The following is a 7,453-nucleotide window of genomic DNA, read 5'->3' as shown; positions in this document are numbered from 1 at the left end:
CTCGGCAACTGGGCCGTGGCCCAGACCAAGTTCGCGAAGGTCATGCCCCGCGACTACAAGAAAGTGCTTGACGCCATCGACGTCGCCGAGCGCACCGGACGAGATGTGAACGAAGCGATCATGGAGGCGGCTCGTGGCTGATCCGAGAGGTTTTCTCAAGCACACTGAACGGGAACTGCCGACCCGGCGTCCCGTCGAACTCCGACTTCTGGATTTCAAAGAGGTCTATAACAAGTTCGGCAGCGAAGCCTTGCAGACGCAGGCCAGTCGCTGCATGGACTGCGGTATTCCGTTCTGCCACAACGGATGTCCGCTGGGGAACCTGATTCCCGAGTGGAACGATCTGGTGTACCGGGGGCGGTGGGAGGACGGCATCGATCGTCTGCACGCCACCAACAACTTCCCGGAGTTCACCGGGCGGCTGTGCCCGGCGCCGTGCGAGGCGTCGTGCGTCCTGGGTATCAATCAACCGGCGGTGACCATCAAGCAGGTCGAGGTGGAACTGATCGAGAAGGCGTTCGCTGACGATTGCGGCGTGGCGCCGGTGCTGCCATCCGAGCTGACCGGCAAGACCGTAGCCGTGATCGGTTCAGGTCCGGCCGGTTTGGCCGCCGCCCAGCAGTTGACCCGCGCCGGACACGCGGTGACCGTCTTCGAGCGGGCCGACCGCATCGGTGGCCTGCTGCGCTATGGCATCCCCGAGTTCAAGATGGAAAAGCAGATCATCGACCGCCGGTTGGCGCAGATGGAGGCTGAGGGCACCGTCTTTCGCACCGGGGTGAATGTCGGTGTCGATCTCACCGTCGACGAGTTGCGCGCGCAGTTCGACGCCGTCGTGTTGGCCAACGGCTCGACGATCGGCCGCGATCTGCCGATCCCCGGCCGCGAGCTGAACGGCATCCACCAGGCGATGGAGTTCTTGCCGCAGGCCAACCGCGTCGCCGTCGGCGATGCGGTCCCCGGGCAGATCACCGCCGCGGGCAAGAAGGTCGTCATCATCGGTGGCGGCGACACCGGCGCCGACTGCCTCGGTACGTCGCTGCGCCAGGGCGCCGAGATTGTGCACCAGTTCGAGATCATGCCGCGGCCGCCGGCCGAACGGGCGGGCTCGACGCCGTGGCCGCTGTACCCACTGATGTACCGCGTCTCCTCAGCTCACGAGGAGGGCGGCGAGCGGGTCTTCAGCGTCAACACCGAAGCGTTCATCGGCGAGAACGGTCAGGTGACCGGGCTCAAGGCGCATGAGGTGGCCATGGTGAACGGTCGATTCGAGAAGGTCGAGGGCACCGACTTCGAGCTCGACTGTGATCTGGTCCTGCTCGCGATGGGCTTCGTCGGCCCGGAGCGTGAGGACTTGCTCGACAAGCTCGGTGCCGGCTACGACCCGCGCGGGAACATCGTGCGCGACGGCACATTCGCCGCCGCCGGTCTGCCCGGTGTCTTCGTCGCCGGTGACGCCGGGCGCGGCCAGTCGCTGATCGTGTGGGCTATCGCCGAGGGCCGCAGTGCCGCCGCCGCCGTCGACACCTACCTGACCGTGGGCACCGAGCTGCCCGCGCCGATCGTGCCCACCCAGGTGGCGCAGCGGTAGAGCGGAGTTCCCGACGACAGCGGTGCCCTCCCTGAGGGTGCCGCTGTCGTCGTTTCCGGGCCGACCGGGGAGGACTGAAGGCCGTGTACGGGTGTCGTCTTAACAGACGAATCTTCATCGAATTCGTGCAGCTCGAAGCACTACTGTGCCGATGACGCGCGCGTATCGTTGCTAAGCTCAGCGGGTTAACAAGTGCAATCAACGAGTGGAGAGTGCCATGCGCGGAATGACGACTCGTGGCCGTCATCGCGGGATACGAGCAGCGGCGATCCTTGGCGCCATCCTGACGAGCATCGTGGCGTTGGTGCTGCCATTGACGGCTGGACCCGCACATGCGAGCAATGTGCCGTACGTCGTCGTGATGGGTGACTCGTATACGGCGAATTTCCCGGATATCCTGTTTGATCCGAGCGGCTGCCAGAAGAGTGAGACGTCGTGGCCGAAGCAGTTGCAGCGTCGAACTGGCCGCCCGATGATCAACGTCTCCTGCAGCGGCACCGACCTGGCCGGTGGCAGCTACAACGCATTCGACCAGGCGCAACTCGCCCGCAAGCGCGGCGGCTTCAATCAGAACACCCGCGCGGTGCTGATCCAGCTCGGCTTCAACTCCTTCGGGGGCGGTCCGGGTCTGTTCGAGCGCACTTCAGGGACCTTCCCGACGTTGACCGGTGCGAACTATGCCCGTCAGATCAAGCCGCTCGTGACCTACATCCGCCACCAGGCGCCACGCGCCACCATCGCCTTTGTGGGCTATCCGCAGTTGTTTGCCCCCGGTGCGCAGCACATGTGCAACCGCGTTGCGGGCGTTCCAGTGCAGCAGCCGGACCGCACGGCGGCACCGACTTTCATGCGCAAACTCCAGGCCGCACAGCAGCAGGCGGCAAGCAGCCTCGGGGTCCGATTCATCAACTTGAATCAGGCCACCAACGGCCACGGTCTGTGCGGTGCGCAGCCGTGGGTCAACGGAACACTGTTCCCGCGCCCCGGACTCTACGAGCACTTCCTTTTCGCTCACCCCACCGTTGAGGGTGACGCCGTCGCAGCCCGTGTCATCGCGAACGCTAGCTGATCCGCCGAACCGAGCACCGGCGCATGCTGCTCGGGCCTGAACCCCTTGGAGGGAACCGTGAAGAAGACCATCCTCATCGCTGCCGCAAGTCTCGGCGCAGTCGGCGTGCTCGCTGGCTGTGGCAGTTCCGACTCCGTCGAGACTCCCTCGTCGTCGGTCAGCCCGTCGGTCTCGTCCGGTACGACCCCGTCGGCGCCGTCGTCGGCGCCGGCCACCGCATCGCAGTCGGTCCCCGACGAGGAGTCGGCGACGCCGGAGCCGGTCGTCACCCAGGAACCCGCACCGCAGCAGACGCAGCAGCAGCCTCAGCCGCAGGAGCCACAGCTGCCGCAGGGCGGCGGCGGCCGCCCCGGCTACTGACCGCGGTAGATGACCAGCCAGCTCCCGACGCCGATCGGCGGACGGGGGATCCGGCTACCGTCGCTCACCGGCATGCGCTGGTGGGCGGCGCTGGCCGTTTTCTTCCTGCACGTCGTCGTCTTTCTTCCGATCTATCCGTTCTACGGTAGCGAGGGCTACTGGCGCCTCGCCAAGGCCATCCCGATGCAGGTCGGTGCCGCCGGCGTGACGTTCTTCTTCGTCCTGTCGGGTTTCGTCATGTGGTGGACTCGGCGCCCCGACGACACCGAGGTGTCGTTCATGTGGCGGCGCCTCAAGAAGATCTATCCGACGCACATCGTCGCCGCGGTGGTCCTCATGCTGGTGATCCCGCTCCCATTCGGTCGTCTCGATACGTGGGTACCGTCGATCATGCTGATCCAGACATGGTGGCCGAACTGGACGTCGCTGGGCGGCCTGAACGTGCCAGCGTGGTCGCTGGTCTCCGAAATCCTCTTCTATCTGACCTTCCCGTTCCTGGCCCCGCTTATCGGACGCATTCGGGACCGCTGGGTGCCGTGGTCCTTTGCCGGGATCTTCGGGCTGATCGTCGCCATGCATACCGCCGTCTACCTGTGGGCGCCCGGCTACAAGGGTCTGGAAAACTTCTACGGCGCGCGCATTCCCGATCAGCTGCCGACCGTCACGCCGGAGTACGGCTACAACGCGTCAGCCGAATTCTTGTCTCGCGCCTACGTCGGCTACGCGGACCTCGGCTATTGGCTGAGCTACTATTTCCCGCTGATGCGGCTCCCGGAATTCTTTCTCGGAGTGCTGGCCTGCCGCCTGGTTCTGATGGGCTGGTGGCGAAACACGCGGATGATCTGGCCGCTGCTGGCCCTGGCCGTTGGCTTCGCCGCCACCTGGTTCGTTCCGGTCAATTACAAGATGTCCGTGCTGATCCTGCTGCCCACCGCAGCCGTCATCGCCACTGCGGCCCTGCGAGACGTCGAACAACGACGAGGTATCAACACGACCAGAACCATGGTCTGGCTCGGTGATGTTTCCTACGCCTTCTACCTGATCCAGTATCCGGCGATGGTGATCATCGTGAAGTTCGTGATGTACGGCCGCGCCGGAGGTCTCGGGCTCTGGTTGCTCGCCGTGCTGGAGGCCTTCATCCTCTCGCTGGTCGCCGCAGCGCTGATCTACCATTTCGTGGACAAGCCGATTACCAGTCGAAAGCCTACCCGGAAAAGTACGCCGAGCCCGAGGAGTCCTCAGCCCGCCGCGCGCGAAGCTGTTTAACGCTGCGCGCGGATAGCGGCTTCCAAGGCGGTGGCCATGGCTGCCTGGCCGCGCTCGTTCGGATGGTTGCCAGGTACACCCGTGCGGCGGCCGGTGTCCGGATCGAAAGCTGGCTCGACCCACCGCGCATCGGCGCCAGCACATGCGTCGTGTCCGTCCGATAGCCCGGACATGTCGACGAATGTTCCATCGACGCTGGCGACGGCCGCTTCCAGCTTCTCATTCAGCAGTGCCTGCATGGAACGAGCGAACGGGATGTCACCGTCGGCGAAGGCCAAGGCCGGCCGGCAATCACCAGACTTGGGGACCAGCCACGGATAGCCGACCGCATAGATCTGGGCGTTCGGGGCCGCGGCGGCGATCTGCTCGAATGCGGCCGTCAAATTGGGGCCGGTCTCATCGGTCAGGATGGCCTTGAGCTCGTCGCCGTACTGGTCCTTGCACGGGGAGCCGGTGGGATGGACCCCGCCGAGATCGGCGCACTTGCTGACCAGTAACCCGAAGAACGCTTCGTCGTTCGCCCCGAGAATGACGCTGACGACGTCGGTCTTCTCGCTCAGGGCATCTACTTGCGGCTCCACCTCGTCGTTCTGGGCGACGGTCAGGTTCTCGGTGGTGGCGCTGGTGCAGCTAACGTCGGTGAGCTTCCACTTCATCCGCTTGGCTACTTGCGCGCCCGGGTTCGAGGCCGTTCGCTGGCAGCGGACTGGGGCATCGGGGGCGAGATCGCGCCCGCCGGTGCCCGCCGCATAGGAGTCGCCCATGTTGACGTAGGTGGCGCCGGGCCGGAGCTGCCTCGGTAGCGGTGCGGTGGTACTGGGTGGAGCCGTGGTCGAGGCCAGGGTTCCGGGATGAGCTTCACCGTCGACGGTCCTCGTGTCCCGGAGTGCGAAGAAAGTGGCCACGGCGGCGAGGAGAACCACGACTACGACGGCCAGCATGACGTTCCGCAGAATGCTTCGGCGGCGCGGATCGGGGGTCACTGGGGCATCGCCGGGTCGACGGCACGCGCAACCTCGGCTACCCGGTTACAGGCGGCCTGCCGGGCGCGCTCATCGAAACCGCCACCGGCCGGCCGGAGCTGGACGGCGATTTCAAAGGTGTACCGCGGAGACGTATTGGACACGTAGCCGTACTTACAGCGGGTGATGCGGTCGGTGGCCTCGTAGCGCCGCCATTCCGGCAAATCGTCGAAGGCGGGAGTCCCGCGGTTGTATTGGTCGATCATCCAGTCGGCGGTCGGCGAACCGACCACGTACCCACCCAACAGGACGGTGGGGGCATTGCCGGTGAACGTGCCCTCGCAGAGAAGGGCCTCGGCGTGCGGGACAGGTTGGAGGCCGGTGTTCATGCCGCCGGCGGTCAATAGATTCGGCGGTAGCTTGCACGGGTCAAGGGCATTGCGTTGGGCGTCGAGAATGTTGTACTGCTGGCGCGGGGGGCTGCTTTCGGCAGGAGCTGTGGATTCCCGCTCGCCGGGGGTGCTACCGCTGCCGGCACCCGTCGCGGAGGCGTTGTCGGGGTCGCTGCCGGAGCCACCCGTGACGGCGTAGGTGACGCCGCCGGCAATGACGAGCACCACGGCTGCCGCGGCCGCCGTGATGAGGCCGATGTTCCTCCGTTTACCCGGCGGTGGTGCCTGCGCCTGGCGGCGGCCTGCCGGTGGCGGAGAGGAATGGGGCGCTGCGATGGTTGGCGGTGCATTCGGTGGGATCGGCGGCTGTCCGACTGGCGGCCGAACGCCGGATGCGGGGATCGGCTGGGACGGTCCGGAGTGCGGACCCGACGGCCCGAGGCCCGAACGCGTTCCCGGTGCCGACGGTGCAGCCTGCGGTGGCGCGGTGGCGTGCGAATTGGAGACGTCGGCGATCTGGGTGTCTGGGTAAAGCGGCTTTGCGATCCGGCTGGTCACCGGAACGCGACCGTGCGGAGCCATGGCGGCGGCGGGTGTGTCAGTCCGCGAAGCTTCGTCTAGGGCGGCGATGAACTCGACGCAGGAGCCGTAGCGAGCGGCCGGATTGAGTGCCAGCGCCTTGCGGAAGACGTCGTCGACCGCGCGTGGCAGTCCTGGCCGGAGGGTGCTGATCGTCGGGCGTTCGTCGCGGATGTGCCGCATCATCACTGCGGTCGGGCTCGTCGCGGCGAACGGTTTGACACCAGTGAGCAGGTGGGCGGCTGTGCAGGCCAGGCTGTACTGGTCGGATCGGCCATCGGTGGCTTCGCCGGTCAAGTGCTCCGGCGAACTGTAGTCGACGGTGCCGATCACCATGCCGGTACTGCTGAGCGAGGTATCTCCGACGACCCGAGCGATACCGAAATCGGAGAGCAACGGATGCGGGGTTCCGGTGCTCATGTCGATCAGGATGTTCTCCGGCTTCACGTCGCGATGCTGGAGGTTCCGGGAATGAGCGAAGTCCAGGGCGCGGGCCACCGGCAGGCAGATCGCGATCACCTGGGACATCGGCAGGCCGCCGCCGCCAGTCGCCTTGAGTTCGGTGGCGGCGGTCGGACCGCTGATCAGCCGCATCGAGATCCACAGGCGGCCCGCGTCCGCACCGCAGTCATAAACGGGGACGATGTTGGCATGCTCGAGGCTGGCGGCCAACTGGCCTTCTCGCTCGAAGCGGGCGCGGAACACCGGATCGTTCGAATAGGCGGGCGCCAGAATCTTGATCGCATCCTCGCGGGGGAGTCGCGGATGCTTGGCCGCGTACACCTTGCCCATGCCGCCGTGGCCCACTTCGCGCAGGAGCCGGTACCCCGCAATGGTGTTGCCCGGGTTCTCCGACATCGACCCTCCCTGTGCACAGATGCCGCCGCACGCCAATGACCAGCGCTAGCGGTCTGAGTGTAGCGGGTGGACAACGGCGGGAAGTGCGGCGCGCCACAGTTGACACGCCGTCGTTCCGGACCGACGTAACGTCGTGGCCGACTGCGCCGACAAACTGACCGAGATCAGTTTCTCGACGATACAGGAGGGGTTGGCATGTCATCGGCAGTCGAGATGCGCAAACGCGAACGCGCCGGGATCGGGGCGGCTCGCGCACTATGGGGAAGGCTGCGGGCACCGCGGTCGCTCAAAGCCGAGCGGGAGCGTTTGGTGACCCGCGAGGAGATCGCGCTTCTTCGACGCGCCGCCTGACCCTTCGACAAGCTCAGGGAGCAAA

General features: G+C 66.1%; 7 protein-coding genes. 5 read left to right on the top strand and 2 right to left on the bottom strand.

Features of this window, described 5'->3' with window-relative positions; genetic code table 11:
- Nucleotides 1-133 precede the first annotated feature (133 nt).
- The 4 genes from WAW85_RS05710 (at nt 134) to WAW85_RS05695 (ending at nt 4,286) form a co-directional block, all read left to right on the top strand.
- Nucleotides 134-1,591 carry a glutamate synthase subunit beta gene (locus tag WAW85_RS05710; RefSeq protein WP_422558678.1) on the top strand — a complete coding sequence of 486 codons (1,458 nt, stop codon included), beginning with the start codon at nt 134-136 and terminating at the stop codon, nt 1,589-1,591.
- Nucleotides 1,592-1,817: 226 nt separating this feature from the next.
- A complete protein-coding gene (locus WAW85_RS05705; RefSeq protein WP_422558677.1) occupies nt 1,818-2,660 on the top strand; it encodes an SGNH/GDSL hydrolase family protein in 843 nt (280 codons plus the stop codon).
- A 57-nt stretch (nt 2,661-2,717) separates the two neighbouring features.
- Complete coding sequence (locus WAW85_RS05700; protein WP_422558676.1) at nt 2,718-3,020, top strand: hypothetical protein; 303 nt, start codon at nt 2,718-2,720, stop codon at nt 3,018-3,020.
- Nucleotides 3,021-3,029: 9 nt separating this feature from the next.
- The gene (locus tag WAW85_RS05695) at nt 3,030-4,286 is read left to right on the top strand and encodes an acyltransferase family protein (protein WP_422558675.1); all 1,257 of its coding nucleotides are present in this window, start codon (nt 3,030-3,032) and stop codon (nt 4,284-4,286) included.
- Here WAW85_RS05695 and WAW85_RS05690 read toward each other — a convergent pair.
- Together WAW85_RS05690 and WAW85_RS05685 are read right to left on the bottom strand one after the other, a co-directional pair.
- Nucleotides 4,283-5,269 (bottom strand): SGNH/GDSL hydrolase family protein, encoded by a 987-nt coding sequence (locus tag WAW85_RS05690; RefSeq protein WP_422558674.1) that lies wholly within the window; start codon nt 5,267-5,269, stop codon nt 4,283-4,285. The genes WAW85_RS05695 and WAW85_RS05690 overlap by 4 nt on opposite strands.
- Nucleotides 5,266-7,077 (bottom strand): serine/threonine-protein kinase, encoded by a 1,812-nt coding sequence (locus tag WAW85_RS05685; RefSeq protein ID WP_422558673.1) that lies wholly within the window; start codon nt 7,075-7,077, stop codon nt 5,266-5,268. The genes WAW85_RS05690 and WAW85_RS05685 overlap by 4 nt, the downstream gene beginning before the upstream one ends.
- Nucleotides 7,078-7,272: 195 nt before the next feature.
- On the opposite strand from WAW85_RS05685, the gene WAW85_RS05680 reads away from it, so the two are divergent.
- Nucleotides 7,273-7,428, top strand: coding sequence for a hypothetical protein (locus WAW85_RS05680; protein ID WP_422558672.1), 156 nt, complete (start codon nt 7,273-7,275; stop codon nt 7,426-7,428).
- The last annotated feature ends 25 nt before the right edge of the window (nt 7,429-7,453 follow it).

Origin of the sequence: Gordonia sp. (in: high G+C Gram-positive bacteria) (assembly GCF_049299075.1) — a bacterium.
GTDB lineage: Bacteria > Actinomycetota > Actinomycetes > Mycobacteriales > Mycobacteriaceae > Gordonia.
The sequence above is the reverse complement of the archived record's forward strand: the minus strand, read 5'-3'. Positions and strand labels throughout refer to the sequence as shown.

Bases quoted from the DNA above. Each gene is read 5' to 3' on its own strand.
- WAW85_RS05685 (WP_422558673.1), bottom strand. From the start codon at position 7,077: ATGTCGGAGAACCCGGGCAACACCATTGCGGGGTACCGGCTCCTGCGC.
- WAW85_RS05705 (WP_422558677.1), top strand. From the start codon at position 1,818: ATGACGACTCGTGGCCGTCATCGCGGGATACGAGCAGCGGCGATCCTT.
- WAW85_RS05695 (WP_422558675.1), top strand. From the start codon at position 3,030: ATGACCAGCCAGCTCCCGACGCCGATCGGCGGACGGGGGATCCGGCTA.
- WAW85_RS05680 (WP_422558672.1), top strand. From the start codon at position 7,273: ATGTCATCGGCAGTCGAGATGCGCAAACGCGAACGCGCCGGGATCGGG.